16 protein-coding genes and 2 pseudogenes are annotated in these 22,240 nt (G+C 43.3%); 13 read left to right on the forward strand and 5 right to left on the reverse strand.

The genetic code is table 11. From position 1 onward, the window contains the following. Positions 1 to 713 precede the first annotated feature (713 nt). Together FJQ87_RS06230 and yaaA are read left to right on the forward strand one after the other, a co-directional pair. Positions 714 to 2,144, forward strand: a complete 1,431-nt coding sequence (locus tag FJQ87_RS06230) for a sodium:alanine symporter family protein (RefSeq protein WP_140931594.1) — start codon at positions 714 to 716, stop codon at positions 2,142 to 2,144. A 107-nt stretch (positions 2,145 to 2,251) separates the two neighbouring features. Beyond that, on the forward strand, positions 2,252 to 3,025 hold the full coding sequence (yaaA, locus tag FJQ87_RS06235; protein WP_140931596.1) for a peroxide stress protein YaaA: 774 nt from the start codon (positions 2,252 to 2,254) through the stop codon (positions 3,023 to 3,025). A gap of 25 nt (positions 3,026 to 3,050) precedes the next feature. Here the strand turns inward: yaaA and FJQ87_RS06240 are convergent. From FJQ87_RS06240 to FJQ87_RS06255, 4 genes and pseudogenes are all read right to left on the reverse strand, one after another. After that, positions 3,051 to 3,539: pseudogene (locus FJQ87_RS06240) on the reverse strand (IS3 family transposase); the annotation flags it as partial. 80 nt (positions 3,540 to 3,619) lie between these two features. After that, positions 3,620 to 5,143: a group II intron reverse transcriptase/maturase gene (ltrA, locus tag FJQ87_RS06245; protein WP_140931598.1), complete on the reverse strand. Its 1,524-nt coding sequence runs from the start codon at positions 5,141 to 5,143 to the stop codon at positions 3,620 to 3,622. A 664-nt stretch (positions 5,144 to 5,807) separates the two neighbouring features. Beyond that, positions 5,808 to 6,418: pseudogene (locus tag FJQ87_RS06250) on the reverse strand (IS3-like element ISSpi4 family transposase); the annotation flags it as partial. Positions 6,419 to 6,452: 34 nt separating this feature from the next. Continuing rightward, positions 6,453 to 7,606, reverse strand: a protein-coding gene (locus tag FJQ87_RS06255) for an IS3 family transposase (RefSeq protein ID WP_140931600.1) whose coding sequence is annotated in 2 segments (ribosomal slippage) — positions 6,453 to 7,366 and positions 7,366 to 7,606 — 1,155 coding nt in all. Because the reading frame shifts where the segments join, the coding sequence is not laid out codon by codon here. 665 nt (positions 7,607 to 8,271) lie between these two features. Here FJQ87_RS06255 and FJQ87_RS06260 point away from each other — a divergent pair. Then, complete coding sequence (locus FJQ87_RS06260) at positions 8,272 to 8,580, forward strand: metalloregulator ArsR/SmtB family transcription factor (protein WP_140931602.1); 309 nt, start codon at positions 8,272 to 8,274, stop codon at positions 8,578 to 8,580. Positions 8,581 to 8,637: 57 nt separating this feature from the next. On the opposite strand, the gene rpsT is transcribed toward FJQ87_RS06260, so the two are convergent. Then, a complete protein-coding gene (gene rpsT / locus FJQ87_RS06265; protein WP_140931604.1) occupies positions 8,638 to 8,904 on the reverse strand; it encodes a 30S ribosomal protein S20 in 267 nt (88 codons plus the stop codon). A gap of 322 nt (positions 8,905 to 9,226) precedes the next feature. Between rpsT and murJ the strand changes: the two genes are divergently transcribed. From murJ to FJQ87_RS06315, 10 genes are all read left to right on the forward strand, one after another. Then, the gene (murJ, locus tag FJQ87_RS06270) at positions 9,227 to 10,798 is read left to right on the forward strand and encodes a murein biosynthesis integral membrane protein MurJ (protein ID WP_140931606.1); all 1,572 of its coding nucleotides are present in this window, start codon (positions 9,227 to 9,229) and stop codon (positions 10,796 to 10,798) included. Positions 10,799 to 10,843: 45 nt separating this feature from the next. Beyond that, positions 10,844 to 11,779: a bifunctional riboflavin kinase/FAD synthetase gene (ribF, locus tag FJQ87_RS06275; RefSeq protein WP_140931608.1), complete on the forward strand. Its 936-nt coding sequence runs from the start codon at positions 10,844 to 10,846 to the stop codon at positions 11,777 to 11,779. Between the two features lie 30 nt (positions 11,780 to 11,809). Next, positions 11,810 to 14,632: an isoleucine--tRNA ligase gene (gene ileS / locus FJQ87_RS06280; RefSeq protein ID WP_140931610.1), complete on the forward strand. Its 2,823-nt coding sequence runs from the start codon at positions 11,810 to 11,812 to the stop codon at positions 14,630 to 14,632. 10 nt (positions 14,633 to 14,642) lie between these two features. Next, positions 14,643 to 15,149, forward strand: a complete 507-nt coding sequence (gene lspA, locus FJQ87_RS06285) for a signal peptidase II (protein ID WP_140931612.1) — start codon at positions 14,643 to 14,645, stop codon at positions 15,147 to 15,149. 10 nt (positions 15,150 to 15,159) lie between these two features. Next, positions 15,160 to 15,579: an FKBP-type peptidyl-prolyl cis-trans isomerase gene (gene fkpB / locus FJQ87_RS06290; RefSeq protein WP_140931614.1), complete on the forward strand. Its 420-nt coding sequence runs from the start codon at positions 15,160 to 15,162 to the stop codon at positions 15,577 to 15,579. Between the two features lie 26 nt (positions 15,580 to 15,605). Then, positions 15,606 to 16,535 (forward strand): 4-hydroxy-3-methylbut-2-enyl diphosphate reductase, encoded by a 930-nt coding sequence (gene ispH, locus FJQ87_RS06295; protein ID WP_206194384.1) that lies wholly within the window; start codon positions 15,606 to 15,608, stop codon positions 16,533 to 16,535. A gap of 222 nt (positions 16,536 to 16,757) precedes the next feature. Then, entirely contained in the window at positions 16,758 to 17,297 is a 540-nt protein-coding gene (gene pilV, locus FJQ87_RS06300; protein ID WP_140931618.1) for a type IV pilus modification protein PilV, read from the forward strand. Next, positions 17,298 to 18,293 carry a PilW family protein gene (locus tag FJQ87_RS06305; RefSeq protein ID WP_140931620.1) on the forward strand — a complete coding sequence of 332 codons (996 nt, stop codon included), beginning with the start codon at positions 17,298 to 17,300 and terminating at the stop codon, positions 18,291 to 18,293. 9 nt (positions 18,294 to 18,302) lie between these two features. Next, positions 18,303 to 18,731 carry a pilus assembly PilX N-terminal domain-containing protein gene (locus tag FJQ87_RS06310; RefSeq protein WP_140934012.1) on the forward strand — a complete coding sequence of 143 codons (429 nt, stop codon included), beginning with the start codon at positions 18,303 to 18,305 and terminating at the stop codon, positions 18,729 to 18,731. Between the two features lie 14 nt (positions 18,732 to 18,745). Next, entirely contained in the window at positions 18,746 to 22,240 is a 3,495-nt protein-coding gene (locus FJQ87_RS06315; RefSeq protein WP_140931622.1) for a PilC/PilY family type IV pilus protein, read from the forward strand.

Genomic DNA, 22,240 nt, shown 5'->3' on the forward strand with positions numbered 1-22,240 from the left:
GGCTTTTAATGTCATATCACAGTCAGGCATTGGTGTGTTTTGTGTTGTGGTGTGTTGTGATATGTTTAAAAGATTCTAGCTTATGTTGCGAATAATATCATACGCGTTTCAAGCGGTCATTATTAATAATTTCATGTTGGTTAAAGGTTGTTAATCTGTTGGTTTCGGCTGTTTTTTGACACTTTAGTAAGCTAATCGCATTGGGAACTAGAAATTATTTTGGAATGGTGCGGTAGGTCGGTATATTAGCCAAAGTTAAGCTAGTAAAATTGAGTGTAGAACGCCTGCTGCTTCAATTGACGCTTATGTCTCGTATTGCTCCCAATCACTTAGCCATTAAGTTAACTGTTAATTAGCCACAATAAGTCAGTGGCTATGGGCATGTGTTGAATGGAGTCATTGAGACATTAACCCTAGCGTTCATTGTTTTTTGCGGTAAGGCTTAGGTTAGTGAGTTTAGGTTGGTGGTTTGTTGCACTATGATGCTGATAGGTTGGCTAACTGTAGAGCAAGTGGTTTAGTGCGAGACAGATCACGCGGTTTTTTGTAAAACCTATGCTATTTTGATCCGCTGGTTCAGAAACACAATTGAATAAGTTTGCATAAGTATTCGAATAATTAAATTACAACAAAACTCTGCACCAGTTATCACTAAGATTCATTCACCACAGCAAGCTGTTATGGCTTACTGCAACGGGAAGAAGTAGAACGATATGTTAGAAACAACCATTAATTTCTTAAATTCATTGTTATGGGGCAAGCTCCTTGTTTATGGACTTGTAGGCGCTGGATTATATTTCACCCTTAGATTAGCTTTTATCCAAATTACCCATTTTGGACACGCCATTAAAATCATGGCGATTAGTCGTCAAGGTTCTCAAGGCGGTTTATCTTCCTTCCAAGTGTTTTGTACCAGTATGGCCGCTCGAGTAGGCGCTGGTAATATGGCCGGGGTTGCCGTTGCTATTGTTGGCGGCGGTCCTGGCGCTGTGTTTTGGATGTGGCTTATTGCCGTGTTAGGTATGGCCACTGCTATGGTGGAGTCAACCTTAGCTCAGGTCTATAAAGTCAGAGACAACGACGGTCAATTCCGCGGCGGTCCAGCTTATTATATGGAAAAAGGCTTAGGGCAACGCTGGATGGGAATTTTATTCTCCATCTTTTTAATCATTGCCTTCGGTCTAGTGTTTAATGCGGTGCAAGCTAACACTATCTCTGCCGCGATGGATCAGGTTTTTGATGTACCGCCAACCTATATGGGCATAGTCTTAGTCGTGTTAAGTGGCTTAGTCATCATGGGGGGGTTGCAGAAGGTCGCAAAGGTTTCTGAAATCGTAGTTCCTATCATGGCGCTAAGTTATATCTCGATTGCCTTTGTTATCGTGGTTCTTAATATTCAAGAAGTACCCGCCATTCTCGCGTTAGTGGTTAAAAGTGCTTTTGGCTGGCAAGAAGCTGCCGCTGGTGGCGTCGCTTATACCATAGCCCAAGCTATGCAGTCGGGTATTGCTCGCGGTTTATTCTCGAACGAAGCCGGTATGGGTTCTGCTGCCAATGTCGCGGCCAGCGCCACACCGAATCCTAATCATCCAGCTTCACAAGGCTTTGTACAGATGATGGGGGTCTTTGTGGATACCATAGTGATTTGTACTGCGACCGCGGCCATTATTTTACTGGCAGGGGACACTGGGGCTGATGGTAACGGCATTCAATTAACCATAGGCGCGATGTCTGAACATGTCGGCTCATGGGGGGGCAGCTTTGTGGCTATGGCTATCTTGCTGTTTTGTTTTACTTCTATCATAGCCAACTACTCTTACGCTGAAACCAATGTAATGTTTTTATGTGGTAACAGCAAAAAGGCGTTGCCACTCTTTAGAGTGTGCGTACTTGGTATGGTGATGTTTGGCGCAGTTGCCAAAATTGATTTGGTATGGAACCTTGCCGATGTTTCTATGGGCTTGATGGCTATAGTAAACATTATTGCCTTAGTACTGCTATCTGGCTTAGCTATTCGAGTAATTAACGATTATCGTCGCCAAGTGGACTTAGGCATTACTCCAGAGTTCGATCGGTCTAAGTTCCCAGAGTTAAACAAGCAATTAGATGATGATATCTGGTTACCCGATGAAAGTAGTAAATAGCAAGCTAGCTAATTTCGTTTAGCCTTATCGAAAAAACCACGCCGGTTGCGCGTGGTTTTTTTATGGGGGTTAGGTATGATGTTGGCCAGACTAATGGAGAAAATCTTATGCTTATTCTTGTGTCTCCTGCTAAGACTCTAGATTTTGTAAACCCAGCAACCACAGAGCAATATAGCCAGCCCAATTTACTCGCACATAGCCAAGCACTTATGCCTGTGTGCCGCGATTTAACCCCTATGGATATAGCCTCGTTAATGAAAGTTAGCGATAAAATTGCAGGCTTAAATGCTGCTCGCTTTGCTGAGTGGCAACCGCCATTTACACTCGCTAATGCCAAGCAAGCGCTATTTGCCTTCAGAGGGGATGTTTATACTGGGCTTGACGCCGATAGTATGGATAGCGACTTGTTACAGCAAGCCCAGCAACATTTACGAATTTTGTCGGGCTTATATGGGCTATTAAAGCCTTTAGATCTCATTCAAGCTTACCGTTTAGAGATGGGGACTGGACTTAATAATCCAAAAGGTAAAAATTTGTATGCCTTTTGGGGCAACATAATTACCGATGAAATTAATGCAGAGCTTGCTAACGACTCGCACCCATTAGTGGTTAACTTGGCATCTAACGAATATTTTAAAGCAGTCAATGTTCGTCATTTAGCTTGTGATGTCATTACGCCGGTATTTAAAGATTTCAAGAATGGTCAGTATAAGATCATTAGTTTTTATGCCAAGAAGGCAAGGGGGATGATGGCTCGCTACTTACTGGAACATAAGGTCACTCGAGCAGCGCAAATCTTAGGCTTCAACTATGATGGCTACTATTATAGTGAAAAGGACTCGTCACCCTATGCTCCGGTATTTCTGCGCGAGCCGGTGTAAATCGATTGGCCTCAGCTTGTAGTGGTCAACTAATATTGGCCACAGTTTTAGAGCTTAACCAGAACAATCGTTCTGATTCATTGGGTGTCAGTCCGCCGTTATATTGATGTGGGCGAAGCTGACAATAATATCCAATTATGTATCGTGTAATTTCTTGCTGAGCTTCTGCAAAGTTACGGTACCCTGTCGTTGGTATCCATTCTGTCTTAAGGCTCCTAAAAAAGCGTTCCATTGGACTATTATCCCAACAATTCCCACGTCGAGATAAACTTTGTTTGAGCTGGTATCTCCATAATAATTGCCGATATCTTCTGCTTGTATAGTGAGTCCCTTGATCGCTATGGAACATAACATCTTTAGGTTTACCTCGACCTTCATAGGCCATCGAAAGCGCTTTGCCCGTTAAACGGCTATCTGGTGATAATGACATAGCCCACCCAATGACTTTACGAGCGAATAGATCAATCACAACAGCTAAGTACATCCAGCGGTTACCAGCCCACAGTAGAGTAAGAGGCAGAGCGTAGTCGAACTATTTCTCTGCTTCTCCTCTCCGAACCGTACGTGCACCTTTCAGCGCATACGGCTCTCCGCTTAATTGTGGCTAACAGCCATGGCAACATCGCTATAGCGAGACGTGACAGTATTTCTAATTTCATCTCTGAGGTAGGAGTTTGCTTCTGGTGATCGCCATCTAAAGGGTAATTTAGGGCTACTCACTAATCTAAATAGTGACGCGCCACATAAATTTCCACGATTGCTTTTACCAAATAACACCCATGTCGTTGCCTGATTTGGTGTTGGACGTTTGATCCATGTCATCATTAACGATTTAATAGAACAACGATATTTTCTAGCCAACCACTTAGCGAGTTTCCAGAAAATAATACGATCAATTTTGCTGTAAACTTTCGCGGTGTAATCAGTATGTCGATAAAATTGTGCCCAACCCTTAAGTTTGCGATTGAGTTGTTCCACTTTGTCTATCTTGCTACAGCTATGATCCCCTGATAAAGCCTGACTCAATGAATGAGAAAATGCTTTGGCTTTACCGTTTGGAATACCAGTCACCACTCGCATATTTCCCTTAGGTCCACGCTTTCGAATGATCCTATGTCCGAGAAATATAAAACCGTCATTCACATGTGTAATATGAGTTTTATCCATATTTAACGTGAGTTGCAGCTTACCTTCTAGGAAGTGTCGACATTGGTCACGAATTGCCTCTGCTTGTTGTTTATTGCCTTTGACAATCACTAGAAAGTCATCAGCATAACGGCAATAAGCAACGGCAGGTTTCCATTGTCTGTTTTCCTCAACCGCAGGTTTTCGCTTGATTTTGATACTGTGGTTCCAGTACCAGCGGTCTTTACGGGCTTTCTTGCTCAAGTAACATTTATCCAAATATTGATCGAACTCATTAAGTATTATGTTTGACAATAACGGAGAAATTACACCACCTTGTGGTACGCCTTCGCTTGTTGCACAAAATAGGTTACGTTCAATGTGTCCAGCTTTAATGAAGCGCCAAAGCAAATCATTAAATCGACGGCAGTTGATCCGTTTACGAACACATTTCATCAATAATCGATGGTGAACTGTATCAAAATAGCTTGATAAGTCTCCTTCAATTATCCAGCGACCTCGAGGCTCATTGGATTCGGTCATTTGTAGTTTAACCGTGCGAATGGCGTGATGGACACTGCGCTCTGGTCTAAAGCCATAGGACAACGAATGAAAATCATTTTCCCATATCGGCTCCATTGCCATGAGCATGGCACGTTGAACTATTCTATCCCTAAGCGTTGGTATACCTAAAGGACGTAGCTTTCCATTGGCCTTGGGAATATAGATCCGTCTAGCAGGCATCGGTTGATAGTTACCTGACAGCAGATCATCTCTGATCTCATCAAGATAACCAGCCAAATAAGCCTGTATATGAATCTTTGTTATTCCATCAACACCAGGCGTTTTAGCACCTTTTGAAGAAAGCGTTACTTCAGCCGCTTGGCGAAGCCAATGCGGGTGACTGATAAGGCGCAGCAGTCGATTAACGCGACGCGTTTTATCGGTTGCTGTCCATGTTGCTAATTTACGTTGCTGTTCGCTGATTATCAAAGGTCTTCACTTCATTAAGGTCAGGTAATTTGCTGACGCAAATCAATTAAACTGTGTCCCTTCGCCATGTAATGGGCTTTCCCCATCTCAGACTACTACGAACACTCCGCCAGCTTGTTTGTCATCAGGGTCATGCTCCCTTAGCATTCAAAACAAACCTTCCCCGGTTTATCTACCTGAACTCAAACATATTGGGGTGGATGCCGATCGCAGTCTTTGACCTTATCGTACTGTAAGGTGATGATGCTTAAACGCAGAATTGTGATTTAACGTTTATCCATTAATAAGTACATATTTATTACTCATTAATTCGGCAATAGTGCCCATACGTTTAGCACTATTGCAGCACCATATTGCCTGTTAATTCGTGTAGGCAATGGCGACTTTTCAGCCCATAGATGCGGGTTAACCGGTTCATGTTCTTCATCCGTCCAATACTTAGTCTAGAGGAGCATCTTGGCTTAACGAATTCGCCTCACTCCCCGTTGTCAGCGAGTTACATCACCTTATCAGCATACGATAAGTCACTGCCGCTCAGACTCAACTATCTGCACAACCAGATAGTGCCATAAACAATGTAGCTCCTGCCGTAGTGTTCATGTATTTCAGATAGACTCGTGGTTCGTTAAAGCATTCCATGCTAGTGCTGAACTCCGGGCACACCGTAGGTGACATCACCAACCCAAACTTCATTCGGAGCAGTGACAGCGAATTGTCGACCTAGGTGATTAGGGATTTCAATGTGTTCTAGTGTCGCTTTTCGGTATTTGTGCTTAGGTACCTGACAGCTAACTATACCAAGCTCCTTCATCAACTTAGTGGCGCGATAACGGCTTAGCGAGATACCTTGCTGGCTAACCATATCTGCAATCGTTCTAGCACCTGCCGAGCCGTTACTTGCAGTGTGTACTTCGCTAACTAAACTTCGAAGCTTTACTTTATCTGCGTTTATGGTTGTTGGCCGTTTTCTCCAATACTTGTAACTACTACGATGAATACTGAACACTTCACATAATGTTTTTATGCTGTAGCTCTGCCTGAGTTTCTCAATTATTAAGAATTGTTCAGTGAGTCCGACATCAACAGAGCTGTGGCTTTTTTTAATATTTCGTTGTGCTCCTGGAGGCGAGCTAGTTGCTTTTTTAACTCTCGAATTTCAATTTGTTCTGGTGATATAGGTGATGCTTTAGGTTGCTTACCTTGTCGCTCTTCTCTTAATTGCCGAACCCACTTATCCATAGTTGATTTGCCCACATTCATAGCTTGAGCGGCTTCAACAATTTTGATCTGATCCGCTAACTCTGGACACTTAACTAAGCACTATTTTCAATTCAAAATTCTCAGGGCTTAAATAGCCAAGTGAACTATGCCTTCTGGTTTTGTTGTAATCAACTTCTATGTACTCAAACACTGTGTGCTTCATGGTTTCCCGGTCCATGATCGGCTCGTACTGAATGGCCTCAACCTTCAGTGAATGGAAGAAGCTCTCTGCACAGGCGTTGTCCCAGCAGCAGGCTTTGCGGCTCATGCTTTGGATAAGCTGATTTTTTTCAATTAGATCTCGATACGCATGTGAACAATATTGGCTGCCTCGGTCACTATGAACAATCACTTTTTTTGGAAACCCACGACGAAACAGCGCCATTGTCAGCGCGTCACAAGCCAGCTTAGCCGTCATGCGATTACTCATCGACCAGCCAATCACGGCGCGCGAGTACAAATCGATAATCACCGCCAGATATAGCCAGCCTTCGCTTGTCATCAGATACGTGATATCACCGACCCATTTTTGGTTCGGGCCGCTGGCATCGAAGTTCTGCTCCAGCAGATTTGGCGCCACCGAAAGCTGGTGGTCGCTGTCAGTTGTTGTTTTGAATTTACGGGCTGCTTTAGCCACTAAATTCTGTCTTGTCATGCTGTTCATAATGGTTTTCAAATTAGCGCGCTCGTAATCTTCCGCGAGGTCGACTTGAATACGCCGAGCGCCAGAGCGTTCCTTGCTCTGGACAAAAATAGCTTTGATTTGCTCATCACGGCTGTACTGTTTGAGCAAGCGTGTACTCGGCTCTTTGCTTGATTTTCGCCAGGCATAATACCCACTTCGCGTCACGCCAAGCACTGTCGCCATTGGCTTTAGACGAAACTGGTGCTGGTGTTCGAGCATAAATTCGAATCGTTCTACTTTTGATTCTTCGCGAAGTAGGTGGCCGCCTTTTTTAAGATGGCTAAATCCTCAGCTTGGTCGGCTAACAGGCGTTTTAACTTGGCAACTTCAGCAGCAAGCTCGGCTTCGCGCTGGCTAGTTGTCGATTTCTTCTCAATGGCAGAGCGCCAGTTATAACGTTGTGATCCGTAGATTTTGAGCTGCCTAGCAGCTTCAGCAACACCGACACGTTCGGCTAGTTTCAGGGCTTCAGTTTTAAATTCAGCAGTGTGGGTCTTGCGGGGTTTTTTGATTGTCATATTCACCTCGTTAAGTCATTTTACTCACTTAGCGTGGTGTCCAAAAGTATTGGATCAGATCATTGAGTAATTTTGGTCTAGTACTAGTTGTGCAGATTCGAGTTTAAATTCTGCACTAAACAGTCTTCTTGTACGTTTTTTCATAGTGTCACCTGTTAACTTATGAGGTGATGATATCACCTCTAACTAGGTGGCCAAATTCACCGTACCACTTCAGCTCACTCAAGATGTTTGAGGCCTAATTTGTCCCAACGTTAGTCCTCATTACTTTCCATTCTTTTGCTTTGATAGTTTCGTTACTGCTAAAAGCTCAAATACCCATCGCCGCTAATAACCACATTTCGCTATTGCTAATGGCAAAATTTATATACTTGTTTGATAGGTGTTTAATTAATGAACATACTCTCAACACAAGTATTTTGCAGAAAATGCAAACTAACCTTCTGATTTTTAATATTTACCTTTGCGGTACGTTTGATGTTATCACCTTATAGAAGTGAGATTTAGACGATTTAAACTTAGGTAAGATCATAAGTTCACTTATGTTTTTTTACGTATGTCTCATTTTTGAAAACAAGTTAGCAAAAAGTGTGGGTTAGGTCGCGACTATATTCCTAAGCTAAGGCTATATTAGTCGAGATGATAGCTTAAGGAGAAAAGCTCAGATGAATATTGAATTAATCCAGCAACGAGCAGATCATGCCGTTGTGTTATTGAAGGCTCTAGCAAACGAACGTCGTCTATTTATTTTGTGCTATTTACTCACGGAAGGGGAAATGTGTGTAGGCGAGATGAACAAAAAATTAGGACTGAGCCAGTCTGCTTTATCACAACATCTTGCTTGGTTGCGTAAAGATAATTTGGTGACTACCAGAAAAGAAGCACAAACTGTCTATTACTCACTGAAGAGTGATGAAGTAAAGGCAATTATTCAATTGCTGAATAACCTTTATGGAACTCATCAAGCTGCTTAATAGTTTGAAGTTATAAAAAAACCGGCCTAGGCCGGTTTTTATATATAAACGATAAAATTAAGCAACTAGTGCTTTGATCTTAGCGTTCAAGCGAGCCTTTTGACGGGCAGCCTTGTTCTTGTGGATCAGGCCTTTAGTCGCCATACGATCTACGATAGGCTGGGCAGCGTTAAACGCGGCAACAGCTGTAGTGTGATCGCCTGCTTTAATAGCAGCGATAACTTTCTTAACGTAGGTACGTAACATTGAGCGACGGCTGGCGTTATGCTGGCGACGCTTTTCAGATTGAAGCGCGCGCTTCTTTGCAGACTTGCTATTAGCCAAGGTGCAACTCCTAAAAACTGGGATTAATATTTTTCAAAGGCCGAGGAATATGCCCGCATTTTGTGTTTTTGTCAATGCTGATGAATGAATATCAGTCATTAAATCAAAATAATCCAACCTGACTTGGCTATCTTCAACCCAACTCGTGTAAGATGTGGCGCAATTCTACCAGCAAATGATGTGCTATGACAGAGTGAGTGATGAATTTTTACGAACTGGCGCACATCCACCTACTTGTGTAGGGCTTAAAACACAGAAAACACCAAGGATTGGCTTAAAAAGTCACCGATAATCGCCATTAATAGTTTTTTGAGAGGCTCATTTGAGTAATAAATTAATGCGTTCTGGCGCAATAGTCAGCGCCATGACGTTCATTTCACGAATTTTAGGCTTAGTTCGTGACATGGTGGTTGCCAATTTAATGGGGGCGGGCAGTAGCGCTGATGTTTTTTTCTTTGCCAATAAAATTCCTAATTTTTTACGGCGTCTATTTGCAGAAGGCGCGTTTGCCCAAGCCTTTGTGCCAGTGTTAACCGAATACCAAGAAAAAAATACTCCAGCAGAAACCAAAGAGCTTATTGGTAAGGTGTGCGGCACCTTAGGCGTGTTAGTGACCGGGGTGACTCTGGTGGGGGTTATTGCATCCCCAGTGCTTACCGCATTATTTGGCGGCGGTTGGTTTTGGGCTTGGCTTAATAACGAGCCTGATGGCGCCAAATTTGAACTCGCGTCATTAATGCTTAAAATCACCTTTCCTTATCTGTGGTTTATTACCTTTACTGCACTAGCCGGCGCTATTCTCAACACTCGTGGTCGCTTTGCGGTATCAGCCTTTACGCCAGTATTTTTGAACATAGCCATCATTAGCGCGGCTATGTGGATATCGCCTTCGATGGCAAAACCTGAAATAGGTCTGGCCATCGGGGTATTTTTAGGCGGCGTTGTCCAGCTTTTGTTCCAAATTCCGTTTCTATGGCGTGAAGATGCGCTAGTGCGTCCAAGTTGGGGCTGGCATCACCCTGGCGTAGTTAAAATCAGAACCTTGATGATCCCCGCCTTGTTTGGGGTGTCTGTCTCACAAGTGAACTTATTGCTGGATACCTTTATTGCGAGTTTCATGATGACGGGATCCATCAGTTGGCTGTATTACGCCGACAGATTACTTGAGTTCCCGTTAGGTATTTTTGGTATTGCCATCGCCACCGTGATTTTGCCTGCGTTATCAAGGCGTCATGTCAATGATAATGGAGAAGGCTTTAAAGCCACTATGGATTGGGGCGTAAGAGCCATTTTCCTTTTGGGTATGCCAGCTATGATAGGCTTGATTTTACTGGCTAAACCTATGCTTATCGTGTTGTTTATGCGCGGTGAGTTCGACATGACAGACGTTAATATGGCGTCTTATGCACTGGTCGCTTACGGTTCGGGCTTATTAAGCTTTATGATGATTAAAGTGTTGGCGCCTGGTTATTACTCGCGTCAAGACACGCGAACGCCGGTGCGCTTTGGTATAATAGCTATGGTGAGCAATATGGTGTTCAATATAGTGTTGGCCATACCTTTTGGTTATGTGGGGCTCGCCATTGCGACTTCTATGTCAGCCCTATTAAATGCTGGCATGTTATATTGGGGTTTACATCGCCAAGGTGTCTATCAAGCCACTCGCAAAACAGTTTGGTTTTTTGTTAAAACCTTAGTGGCGACGTTGGCTATGGCTGGCACGCTATTGTATATGATGCCAGAGCAAGGCCAGTGGTTAGACTGGCATATCGGTGAGCGCACTCTGGAATTAGTTAAATTAATCGGGCTTGGCGCGGGTGTTTACCTTCTCATCATGATTATTTGTGGTGTCAAACCTTGGAAATTGCACAGTGGTGCTGATTCTCTTGGCTAGCTGTTATATAATCCGCCAATTTGCGTTGGCTGCTACTGGGGTCATATGGAATTAATCCGCGGCATACATAACATCTTACCGGCGCATCGTGGTTGCGTATTGACCATAGGTAATTTTGACGGTGTTCATCGAGGACACGCCCAAGTTATTTCAAATCTATTGGCTAAAGCTAAGCAATATCATTTGCCAGCGGTGTTGATGACCTTTGAGCCGCAGCCGCTTGAAATGTTTGCTGGCAACGAGGCTCCTGCACGCTTAAGTTTATTGCGTGATAAATTGCTGCTGCTTGATGAATTAGGTATAGATCGCGTCTTGTGCGTGCATTTTAATCGCCGTTTTGCGTCGATGACGGCCGAGCAATTTATTGAAGACTTGCTGGTAAAGCAGCTAGGCGTTAAGTATCTGGTCGTTGGCGATGATTTTCGTTTTGGGCGTCAGCGTCAGGGCAATTACGAGATGCTGTGCAAAGCCGGAGAGCGCTTGGGGTTTGCCGTCGAAAGCACTCAAACCTTTATGGTGGGTTCGCACCGAGTGAGTTCAACTGAGGTGCGTCAACAATTGGCGCTTGGTCATATGGAGCAAGCCAGACGTTTACTAGGACACCCCTATATTATTTGTGGCCGAGTGGCTCATGGGCAAAAAATTGGCCGCACTATTGGCTTTCCTACGGCTAACATAGCCTTAAAACGTCAGGTAGTACCGGTGCGCGGCGTGTTCGCCGTTAGAGTGTTTTGGCCAGACAGTGACATTTATGAAGGCGTAGCTAATATAGGTTTTCGCCCGACAGTCAATGGTCAACAGTGTCAGCTAGAAGTGCATTTATTTGATTTTAATGAATCACTGTATGGTAAGAGTATTGAGGTAGAATTAGTGGCAAAGCTGCGTGATGAGCAGCCATTTGATTCCCTCGAAGCGTTAAAAAAACAGATTTTAAATGATGCGGATAAGGCGAAAGCCTTATTTAGCAATGATGCAAGCTAGCTTGCTAGCTGAGTGAATGGTATGGGATCAATGAGCGACTATAAATCAACTTTGAATTTACCGGAAACCGAGTTTCCAATGCGTGGTAACCTTGCAAATCGCGAACCACAAATGCTGGAGCGTTGGACCTCAGAGCAGCTGTATCAGCAGATCCGTGACAGCCGTGCAGGTAAAAAACCGTTTATTTTGCACGACGGCCCTCCGTATGCCAACGGCAGCATTCATATTGGTCACTCGGTCAATAAAATCCTTAAAGATATTATTATCAAATCTAAGACCATGTCTGGCTTTGATGCTCCTTACGTGCCAGGTTGGGACTGTCATGGTCTACCAATCGAGCTGAAAGTTGAGCAAAAAGTAGGTAAGCCTGGTCAAAAAATCTCTGCCGCAGAATTTCGCGAAGAGTGCCGTAAATATGCACGCACTCAAGTGGAAGGTCAACGTGATGATTTTATCCGTTTAGGCGTGCTTGGTGACTGGCAGCATCCTTACCTCACCATGGATTTTGGCACTGAAGCGAATATCATTCGCTCATTATCAAAAGTGATTGAAAATGGTCACTTGCATAAAGGCGTTAAGCCAGTGCATTGGTGTACGGATTGCGGTTCAGCCTTAGCCGAAGCCGAAGTAGAATACGAAGATAAAACGTCGCCTGCTATCGATGTTGCTTTTGAAGCAACGGATAAGGCTGCAGTCCTGGCTAAATTTGGCGTAAGTGATTACCCACATTCAGTGGCTATGGTGATTTGGACTACAACTCCTTGGACCTTACCGGCTAACCGCGGTTTATCATTAAGCCCAGAGCTTGACTACGTGTTAGTTGAGTTTGAGCAAGAGGGTGAGAAACGCGCTCTGATCTTGGCTGAAGTATTAGCCGAGACTTGTTTAACGCGTTATGGCGCTGAATCTCATCAAGTATTAGGCACAGTTAAAGGCCAAGAGCTTGAATTACTGCGCTTTAATCATCCTTTCTATGACTTTGATGTTCCAGCCATTTTAGGCGACCATGTCACTATTGATGCGGGTACTGGTATAGTGCATACAGCACCAGGTCACGGTCAAGACGACTTTGTTGTTGGTCAGAAATATGGTTTAGAAGTTGCTAACCCTGTAGCTGATAACGGTGTCTATAAAGCAGATACTGAAATCTTTGCCGGTCAGCATGTATTTAAAGCCAATGATGCCGTGGTTGAGTTATTGAAAGAAAAAGGCGTGTTGTTACATCATCAAGCCTATCGTCATAGCTACCCGCATTGCTGGCGCCATAAAACCCCAATCATTTTCCGCGCTACGCCGCAGTGGTTTATCTCTATGGATAACCAAGGCTTACGTAAGCAAGCACTCGGTGAAATTGAGCAAACTCAGTGGATCCCTGATTGGGGACAAAGCCGCATTGAAAAGATGGTTGAAAACCGTCCGGATTGGTGTATTTCACGTCAACGCACTTGGGGTGTACCTATCACCTTGTTCGTTAACCGTGAAACTGAAGAATTGCACCCAGATAGCGTTGCGTTAATGGCGCGTGTTGCTAGCCGTGTTGAGCAGCAAGGCATTCAAGCATGGTGGGATCTTGATGCCAGCGAATTGTTAGGTGAAGATGCTGATAAGTATCGCAAAGTCACTGACACCTTAGATGTATGGTATGACTCAGGTTCTACTTTTGCCTCTGTGGTTGCCGCTCGTCCAGAGTTTAACGGTCATCCGGTGGATTTATACCTAGAAGGTTCAGATCAACACCGTGGCTGGTTCATGTCATCGTTAATGATTTCAACGGCGATGAATGGCAAAGCACCTTATAAGCAAGTGCTTACTCACGGCTTTACCGTTGATGGTAAAGGTCGCAAGATGTCTAAATCTATTGGTAACGTGATTGCTCCGCAAACTGTGACCAACAAGTTAGGCGCCGATATTCTGCGTTTATGGGTTGCGGCTACCGATTATAGCGGTGAGATGACAGTTTCTGATGAGATCTTAAACCGTAGCGCTGATGCCTATCGCCGTATTCGTAACACTGCTCGTTTCTTATTGGCTAACCTCAATGGCTTTAACCCAGAAACCGATATGGTTGCTGTGGAAGACATGGTGGCATTAGATCGTTGGGTTGTGCGCCGCGCGGCTAATTTGCAGCAAGAAATCATTGAAGCTTACGATAACTACAACTTCCATTCAGTCACTCAAAAGCTGATGCAGTTCTGCTCTGTTGAACTGGGTGCCTTCTATCTTGATATCATCAAAGATAGACAGTACACAGCTAAAGCTGAAAGCCATGCACGTCGCAGCTGTCAGTCGGCCTTATTCTTGATCAGTGAAGCTATGGTGCGCTGGATTGCGCCAATTTTAAGCTTTACTGCTGATGAAATTTGGCAGTTGCTGCCAGGTGAGCGCGAAGCTTTTGTATTTACACAAGAATGGTATGAAGGCTTGCAAGCTATTACTCTTGAAAACGATTTGGCTGATGAATACTGGCAGCAATTGCTCAGCGTTCGCACCGAAGTGAACAAGGTGATTGAGCAAGCCCGTCGTGACAAGCGTTTAGGTGGTTCGTTAGAAGCTGACATTACCTTGTTCGCGGATGCCAAGCTGGCGGAGCAATTAGCTCGCATTGGTGATGAACTGCGTTTCGTACTTTTAACCTCAGCTGTGACTGTTGCTCCATTAGAGAATGCTCCAGTGGATGCTATTGCCACTGAAATGGCGAGCCTTAAGTTAGTGTTAGCTAAGAGTGAAGCACAGAAGTGTGAGCGTTGTTGGCACCATAAAGAAGAAGTGGGCACTATTGAAGCTCACCCAACCTTATGTCAACGCTGCGTCACCAACATCGATGGCGATGGCGAGACTCGCCAATTCGCATAAGGAAATAATCATGCCAACAAGCTGGAAAGACAGTGGCTTGCGTTGGTACTTTGTCGCTGTGCTGGTCTTTATTGCAGACCAGCTTTCAAAGCAATGGGTACTGGCCAACTTTTCACTGTATGAATCGATTAATTTATTGCCGTTTCTTAATTTCACTTATGTAAGAAATTATGGCGCTGCATTTAGTTTTTTAAGCGATGCTGGCGGTTGGCAGCGTTGGTTATTTGCCGCAGTGGCTGTAGGTTTCAGCTTAGTACTCACTTACTGGTTAAGACGTCAGTCTGCCAGTGAGTGGCGTTTAAATTTAGCTTATACCTTAGTGATTGGCGGCGCGATCGGTAATCTTGTGGATCGCTTGATGCATGGTTATGTAGTCGACTTTATTGATTTTTATTGGAAAACTAGTCACTACCCAGCCTTTAATATTGCTGATTCCGCCATTTGTGTGGGCGCAGTATTAATGATTTTGGATGCGTTCAAGCAGCCGAAAGCCGAGGCCATTGAGTCTAAGTCGTAATCAAGGAGTAATGATGACAACTGCATTAGTGTGTCATATGAATATTTTGCTAGCGGATGGCAGTACGGCGGAAAGCACTAAAGTGTCAGGTAAGCCCACCAAATTAATACTGGGTGATGCGAGCTTAAGCCCTGCGTTTGAGGCCAATCTCCAAGGGCTTAATGTGGGTGAGCAAGTGACCTTTACTTTGGCGGCAGAGGATGCATTTGGGGCAGTAAATCCTGATGCTATCCACTACTTAGACCGCAGTCGCTTTCCAGCGGATATGGCGCTTGATGCGGGCGTTATCATTAGTTTTTCAGGCCCAGGTGGCAGTGAAATCCCTGGTATAGTTAGAGCCGTCGCGGGTGATTCAGTCACAGTTGATTTGAATCACCCATTAGCCGGCCATGAACTTACCTTTGAATTAGAAGTGTTGCAGGTACTGTAATGACAGCACGACTGGATGTGAAACAATTGGATATATTTTTGGCAAATCCGCGCGGATTTTGCGCTGGGGTTGATAGAGCTATCAGCATAGTTGAACGTGCGCTTGAGTTATTTAATCCGCCGATTTACGTGCGTCATGAAGTGGTACATAACCGCTACGTGGTGGATAACTTAAAACAGCGCGGTGCAATTTTCGTTGATGAACTGCATCAAGTGCCCGACAACAGCATAGTCATTTTTAGTGCTCATGGTGTCTCTCAAGCGGTAAGGCTTGAAGCTAAAAAGCGCGGATTGAAAGTGTTTGATGCCACTTGTCCGTTAGTGACTAAAGTACATTTACAAGTCACACGTGCAAGTCGCAAAGGCATTGAATGCATTCTGATTGGCCATGAGGGACATCCAGAAGTGGAAGGCACCATGGGGCAATACGCTAACCCTAATGGCGGCGTTTATTTGGTGGAATCACCCAAGGATGTTGCTAACTTAGTCGTTAAGAATTCTGCCAATTTATGTTTTGTTACCCAAACGACGCTGTCGGTGGATGACACTATGGATATTATTGCTGCGCTGCAGCAAAAATTTCCGTCCATTGAAGGCCCGCGTAAAGACGACATTTGTTATGCCACGCAAAATCGCCAAGATGCGGTGCGTAAAATGGCTGACAGTGTCGACTTGTTATTAGTTGTTGGCTCTAAAAATAGCTCTAATTCCAATCGCTTGCGCGAGTTAGCTGAGAAAGAAGGTACAGAAGCGTATTTAGTGGATAACGCCTCCGATATAGATAGCGCTTGGTTTGTTAACGTCGCTCGTGTGGCTGTCACTGCCGGAGCATCAGCGCCCGAAGTGTTAGTTAAGCAAGTCGTCGATGCTATTGCTGCTATGGCGCCCAGTGTTGTCACTGAAGTTCAAGGGCGCGAAGAAGATATCGTCTTTGCAGTTCCTGCTGAACTTAGGTAATTAATTGTTTTGTATAAAAAGAGACCGTAAGGTCTCTTTTTTTGGCTGGAATCTATGTAAAAGCTCTCAAGATGTATATGTAAACAATTAAATGTTGCTGGCAAGTAATGCGTTTGTTGTATACCATTGATGAGTGGTTTTTGCGTGTATAAATAACAGATTTTAAACATTATTTTGATTTCGTGTCGTCAAGATAATGCCTAGTGGCGGAGAGTTGACAGCATGGCTTCAAGTGTCAAAGGTTTTTCTTTAATCGAGGTACTCGTCGCCTTAGTCATTTTGGTTGTTGGACTCGTCGGTATATTCAATTTACATATAGTGGCTAAGCGCGGCAGTTTTGAGTCTTATCAGCAGACCCAAGCATCATATTATGCCAATGATATGATTAACCGAATGCGTTTGAATACTAGCCAACTCGCTAATTATGATAATGACAGCCCATTTTCTGGCGTACCAACTGCCGCAGGAAAGGATTGCAATACAGAGATATGTGCCCCGAATGACATGCTTGCTTGGGATATTTACGAATGGCAATCAGCTTTTACTGGAACGGCTGAAATCATCGGCAGTAAAAACCTGGGGGGGCTAGATGCACCTACGGCTTGTATTGATGTAAATGGCAATGATGTGTTGGTTGTTTTGGTTTGGCGTGGCATACGTGAGACGAAGATCGACACATCAAATATCAATGATATTGCAAGTAAATGTGCTGCAGATACTAAAAATCGGCGAATATTTTCCATGAAAACAGTGATTATTTAAATGAGAAATTCAATCAAATATCATGTGTTCCAGTCTGCACAGCGTGGAATGTCTCTGGTTGAGTTAATGATTGCTATGGTCATTGGGCTGTTTTTGACCGTAGGCGTATTTACTATGTTTAGCATGTCGTCATCAAATGTAACCACCACTAGTCAGTTCAACCAGTTACAGGAAAATGGACGGATTGCGTTAGCCATCATAGAGCGCGATATTAGCCAACTAGGATTCATGGGCGATATTACCGGCAGTGATTTAGTGATTGGTTCAAATACTAAGATAGATGCAGGTTCAGCAGTCTCTGGAGTAGATTGTATTGGCGAAGGTCTAAACAATGCCAGTTTGCCCGCCAATCAACCGGCTCATTTCAGGCGATTATGGGGTTATGAGAGTGTTGATACGACTAAGTTTACTTGTTTAGCATCATCAGCAGTAAAAACGAAAACGGATGTTCTACAAATCAAGAGATTAGTTGGCCCCAGCGTAGCGGCAGGAAATGGAAGGAACTATTTTGTTACTGCGACTTCAAGCCAAGCAATATTTTTTAATACAGTCACACCAGCCACTGCATTAACTAATGCCAGAATATGGGAATACCAACACCATGTGTATTTTTTAGCCGATGACGCTGCTGGCGTACCTTCATTAAGACGAAAAACTCTAACGGCAACGGGTATGACTAATGACGAGCAGTTAGTTGAAGGCATAGAAAATATCCGTTTTCTTTACGGCGTTGATGATGATGGTGACCGCACTCCCGATCGCTATCTACCAGCGGCAAATGTCGAGTCAAAGATGTGGGATAATGAATCATTTCAGCGTTTAGTCGCAATAAAAGTGTTTATTTTAGTTCGTTCAGTTCAAGAAGATCGTACCTACTCGAACGATGTCACCTACCAGTTAGGAGACAAGACGATTGAACCGTTAAAGGATAACTATCGGCGTAAAGTCATGTCGACCACAATTATTCTCGAAAACCCTGTGTTGAGCCGGAGTTAAGCTATGTATATAAAGAAACAACAAGGTGTAGTGTTGTTTTTTGCACTAATAGTGTTGCTCATTATGACTGTGATAGGCGTATCTCTAGCCGTCAACTCAACTCAATCATTAAGAATGGCTGGCGCGGGGTCTGAGCGAATAGAAGCTAAGGCCATTGCTGATGGCGGTTTACAGTCAGTGATAGCGAAATATCAAGGGGCGTTATTTGCTAATTTAAATACTGTCACTAATGAAACGCTTTTTGATGGTAAGCAACAATTAACCCCACTTCCAGTTCCTGGGGGAAAAAATGTCGGGTGTCAACGCACAGCTAATGCCAGCGGAGCTAATGTCGTGAGCTGTCGTCGCTTTGAAATTAGTAGTACAAGGACTTTTGGTCGTGAGCATCTGGGCCAGTTAAGTGTGGTAGCAGGCATAGAGCAGCAAATTTTACCCTGAAGGATGAAAGTATCATGCTGAACAAATGGATTACTAGTATTTTAATGGTATTGACTGGCGTAAGTGGAGTGGTTTACGCAGATGATACCGAACTCTATTTGATGGATTCATCGGTTAGATCGGGTAAACGTCCTCAAGTGCTTTTTATTTTCGATAACTCCGGCAGTATGTCGACAGAAGATCAAAATGCTGTCTCAACTTATTGCTCGCAAGCTGATGAGACTCTGGGGAAATGTGATTATCCAGACGGTTTTGAAGATTATCTTGACGGCTATAGCGGCTATATTAATGAAAAAGGTACCTATTGGAACAGTGGTGGTATAGATAATACCAATATGATACCAACACCAGAGAATCCTAAGGATAGTCGTCGTTTCTATGACGAAAATAATAATTGCAATACCTCAATCAAAGCGTTAGCGACTAAAGGCCGTTATACCGGTTTTTTACGTGAGTTTAAAACAGATCGTTGGGATAATTTAGCCGATAATAATGGCTTCAATCAGAATAGTATTGTTGATTGTTATGAAGATATTTTAAATGTTGACCCGAAAAACCCAGGAAAAGATAAAGGCAAGGTGATTAATGATGGTTATCCCATCAACACAAAAGATAAGTATACCAACACTGCTACTGAAGCAGATAGACTAAACAGTCTCAATAATACTCAATTTGGTACAGGTCAGCCTGTGACCCTATACACAGCGCATTATTTGGTATGGCATAAATGGGTGACGACGACTAGTGATGGCCAGAACAGTGGTGGTACCGGCACACGTCTTGATGTTGCTAAGGCCGCCTTAATTACTGCTCTCGATGGTCTTGCTATTCCCATTGATGCAGGCCTAGCTGTATTTAATATTAATTTCGATCAGGAAGGTGAAGCTGATGGTGGGCGGATTGTATTTCCACTAACTGAAATGAATGTGGCGAAGAAAGCCGAGTTGACGAGTTTAATTAATGGTATGCCAGCTAAAACTAATACACCTTTATGTGAAACCTTATATGAAGCTCATCAATATTTTAGTGGTGCTCCAGTTACATTTGGTAATGATGATATAAAATATACCAGCCTAAACTATAAAGAGAATATACCGCCAAGTATTTTGATGAGTGGTAACTACACCAGTCCATTTAAAAAATGCCCAGATACCGCTTATGTTATTTATATTACCGATGGCGCGCCAACCTTAGACAAATCTGCCGATAATTTTATTAAAACATTAACTAATAATGCTGCAAATCGTACTGCTAACTACAGTGTATTCACCTTTACTAATGCAAAAGGAGATAAAGAAATCAGCTATATGCCAGCGTTGGCTGCTTATATGTATAACAATGACATAGTCGTTGGTGATAAAGATGCGTCCGGAGTTGATAATAAGCAAAATATTCGCGTATTTACTATTGGATTTTCTGACGGTGCTGATGCCGCTGCAGCATTGCTTGAAGAAACGGCTTTTAGAGGGGGGAATCCTCGTGATAGTAAAGGCGTATCTAAGGGGTATTATGTTGCAAAAAACGGTCTTGATTTAGTCTCCGCATTAGATAATGCCTTAAAATCAATTGTGACTATCGATACATCATTTACTTCTCCCAGCATCGCGAGCAATAACTTTGATAAGACTCAAACTTATAACTCGGCATATTTTGCTATGTTTTTACCAGGTAATGGTCCGCGTTGGGCGGGTAACCTTAAAAAGCTCAAAGTAAACTCTGCCGGTGAAATTGTGGGGCCGGGTGGTACGGCCAATGCTATCGATTCTAAAGGTAATATTTCAATTGATACTTGTACCTATTGGAATTCTTGCCAAGGTTCTAATGATGGTAATAAGGTTCTTGCTGGCGGCGTGTTGCCGACCCTTATGAGCCAGCTTAACAATCGTAAAATCATTACTAATAGTGGTACTAGTTTGATTGATCTTAAAGCGTCATCCTTTCGTTCAAGTTATTCAGTGGGGGATCAGAATTGGCTATATGGGGTAGATGTCGATGATGATGATAATGATGATAGTTCGTCTGATGCTCGAGATGATATTATGGGCGATCCGCTGCACTCTAAGCCATTAGCGATTAACTTTGGATCCGATGAAAAGACATTAGATGTACGCATTATTGTGGGTACTAACCAAGGTCTAGTTCATATGTTCAAAGATTCTGACAAGGGGAGCGATGATTTTGCTGTCGGCTCAGTGACTGAGTCTTGGGCATTCTTACCTAATGAACTATGGGGAAATATTCCAAAACTACGTGAAAATCCAGCGACTGGGGTTCATTCAGTGTATGGCATGGATTTGTCTCCTGTAGCCTATGTAAAAACGGCGAGTTCTGGTGTTATTGAGAAAGCACTGTTGTTTCTTGGTATGCGCAGTGGCGGCACTTCTTACTATGCATTAGATATCTCAAGCCCTGATTCTCCGACATTTAAATGGATGATCAATTCTAATGATTCGGATTTTATTGATTTAGGTGATACCTGGTCTCAACCCGTAGTAGCCTCAATTGCCGGCATTAACGATCCAGTGCTAATTTTTGGTGGTGGCATGGCATCCAAGCAAGGCTCTGGGGAGGCGGTTTACATTATTAATGCCAATACCGGGTCACTAATCACTAAATTGACTGCAGAGGGTATGGGGAGTATTGCTACTAAAGTGGCTGTGTTAGACAGTGATCACGATGGTAATACCGACAGAGTTTATGCGAGTGATATTACAGGTAATATTTGGCGTATGGATTTAACCGGTAATGACAAGACTAAATGGACAGTATTTAAGTTTGCCTCTATTGCTGATGCGGCACCTGATAATAGGATGTTTTTTTCTGAACCTGTGATTGCACAAACAGAATTTAGTAATGTGCATTCAGAAAATAATAAGCTGAGTTATCAAAAAGTTCCTTATGATGCTGTGACAATAGGCTCAGGCAATAGAGATCATCCGTTAGATTTAGCCACCAATGATAGATATTATGTTTTTCAAGATCGCTATGTGGCCACTCAAAAGTTTGAGCCAGGAAATTTTCCTACGACGTTAACTTCGTCTGATCTTTACTCGGTAACAAGTTCGGCGCCAACCACTGAAACAGACAATGTTGCTTTTGGTAAAAAGAGAGGTTGGTATTATGATTTTGGTGCTGCTGGAGAAAAGACGTTATCAGCGTCGCTAATTTTTGATGGCAAAGTTTATTTTACCTCTTTTGTGCCACCAGTGACTCAAACTGCCGATTTAAACCTTGGAATTTGTAGCTTCTCCGGTCAAGGTCGGTTATATGTTTTTGATCTACATAAAGGCACTCGAACCTCAAATCAACTTTATTATGAGTTAGGTGATAAAATCCCTGATACGCCACAGATAGTTATTCCTAAGCCTAAAGCGGGTGAAGAAAACAATGCTTATATTATTGGTGTTGGTAAGGGTGAATGTGAGAATGGTGAATGTTCTGGTACGATTGAATTAGGTAGTGGACTCACCACAAACAAAATTTATTATCATTTGAATGAGAACAATTAA

The organism is Shewanella sp. SNU WT4 (assembly GCF_006494715.1).
Classification (GTDB): Bacteria; Pseudomonadota; Gammaproteobacteria; order Enterobacterales; family Shewanellaceae; genus Shewanella.

Excerpts from the sequence above, each read along its gene's own strand:
- FJQ87_RS06230 (WP_140931594.1), top strand. The coding sequence starts at position 714 with ATGTTAGAAACAACCATTAATTTCTTAAATTCATTGTTATGGGGCAAG.
- FJQ87_RS06260 (WP_140931602.1), top strand. The coding sequence starts at position 8,272 with ATGAATATTGAATTAATCCAGCAACGAGCAGATCATGCCGTTGTGTTA.
- FJQ87_RS06305 (WP_140931620.1), top strand. The coding sequence starts at position 17,298 with ATGAGAAATTCAATCAAATATCATGTGTTCCAGTCTGCACAGCGTGGA.
- FJQ87_RS06315 (WP_140931622.1), top strand. The coding sequence starts at position 18,746 with ATGCTGAACAAATGGATTACTAGTATTTTAATGGTATTGACTGGCGTA.
- pilV (WP_140931618.1), top strand. The coding sequence starts at position 16,758 with ATGGCTTCAAGTGTCAAAGGTTTTTCTTTAATCGAGGTACTCGTCGCC.
- ribF (WP_140931608.1), top strand. The coding sequence starts at position 10,844 with ATGGAATTAATCCGCGGCATACATAACATCTTACCGGCGCATCGTGGT.
- fkpB (WP_140931614.1), top strand. The coding sequence starts at position 15,160 with ATGATGACAACTGCATTAGTGTGTCATATGAATATTTTGCTAGCGGAT.
- lspA (WP_140931612.1), top strand. The coding sequence starts at position 14,643 with ATGCCAACAAGCTGGAAAGACAGTGGCTTGCGTTGGTACTTTGTCGCT.
- yaaA (WP_140931596.1), top strand. The coding sequence starts at position 2,252 with ATGCTTATTCTTGTGTCTCCTGCTAAGACTCTAGATTTTGTAAACCCA.
- ileS (WP_140931610.1), top strand. The coding sequence starts at position 11,810 with ATGAGCGACTATAAATCAACTTTGAATTTACCGGAAACCGAGTTTCCA.